Source organism: Nocardia sp. NPDC005978 (genome assembly GCF_040614455.1).
Taxonomy (GTDB): Bacteria; Actinomycetota; Actinomycetes; order Mycobacteriales; family Mycobacteriaceae; genus Nocardia.
In genome coordinates this window covers 1-1,042 of sequence record NZ_JBEXUS010000256.1, presented here as the reverse complement: position 1 = coordinate 1,042, position 1,042 = coordinate 1, and the positions used below count along the sequence as shown (strand labels likewise).

Sequence of the window (1,042 nt, the reverse complement as noted above, 5' to 3'; positions counted from 1 at the left end):
CAACGTTAGATGTGATTGTCAATAGTGATACTGTAGCTTCTGCGTCTTTATAAAGCTTGTGGCTACGTAGACGAGTTGTGTAAGCTTCGATCAACCATTCTGCCAATTCGTTTGAACGTGGGTCATCTTCACCCCAACGTGGGTATTCACCGATTGTTTCATAATCGTAGATGTAGCCATTTTCGTCACGGATTGGTTTAACTGTAGCGTACTTGATAGCTGACAATGTATCAACTGTGTTAGCAAATCCACAGATACCGAATCCCATGTTAGCACGTTGTTTAGTTGGCAAGAAGGCCATTTGAACAGCTTCATAGTTGTACTTGTCAGTCATGTAGTGGATGATGTTCAAAGCATCTACGTAAGTGTCAGTCAACCAGTCAAGAGATTTTTCGAAGTTGGCTTTAACTGATTCGAATTCAAGAACTTCGTCACGGATTGGTTCGATGTCAAATACTTTGTAGTCTTTGTGAACATCGTCGTAACCACCGTTCAAACCAGTAAGAAGGGCTTTAAGAACGTTTACACGAGCACCGAAGTACTGGATGTTGTGGCGTTGATCTTCGTTTTCTGGGTCAAGTGGTGACACACAGCATGAGATACAGCTCATTTCTCCGTATCCGTCTTTAGCCATTGTTGTTACACCTTCGTATTGGATAGAAGAGTGTTTGTGGCTCATATGCATACAGTAGCGACGGAAGTTGTATGGCAATTTGTCAGTCCAAAGAACTGTCAAGTTTGGCTCTGGAGAGTTACCGATATTGTCAAGTGTATTCAAGAAACGGTAGTCCATTTTTGTCACACGGTGACGACCGTCGTTACCCATACCAGCCATAGAAGTTGTGATGAAGGTTGGGTCACCTGAGTACAATTGGTCATAAGCTTTTGTACGAGCAAATTTAACTGTACGAAGTTTCATAACGAAATCATCAACGAACTCTTGGATTTCTGATTCAGTAAATGTACCACGAGCAAGGTCACGTTCTGCAAAGATGTCAAGCACGATTGGCACACGTCCTAGAGATGTAGCAGCACCATTGAT

1 protein-coding gene is annotated in these 1,042 nt (G+C 42.5%); it reads right to left on the bottom strand.

What is annotated here, in order from left to right; genetic code table 11:
• Nucleotides 1-1,042, bottom strand: a 1,042-nt coding sequence (locus tag ABZ319_RS40515; protein WP_354991895.1) for a pyruvate formate lyase family protein, incomplete at both ends; no start/stop codon positions are given.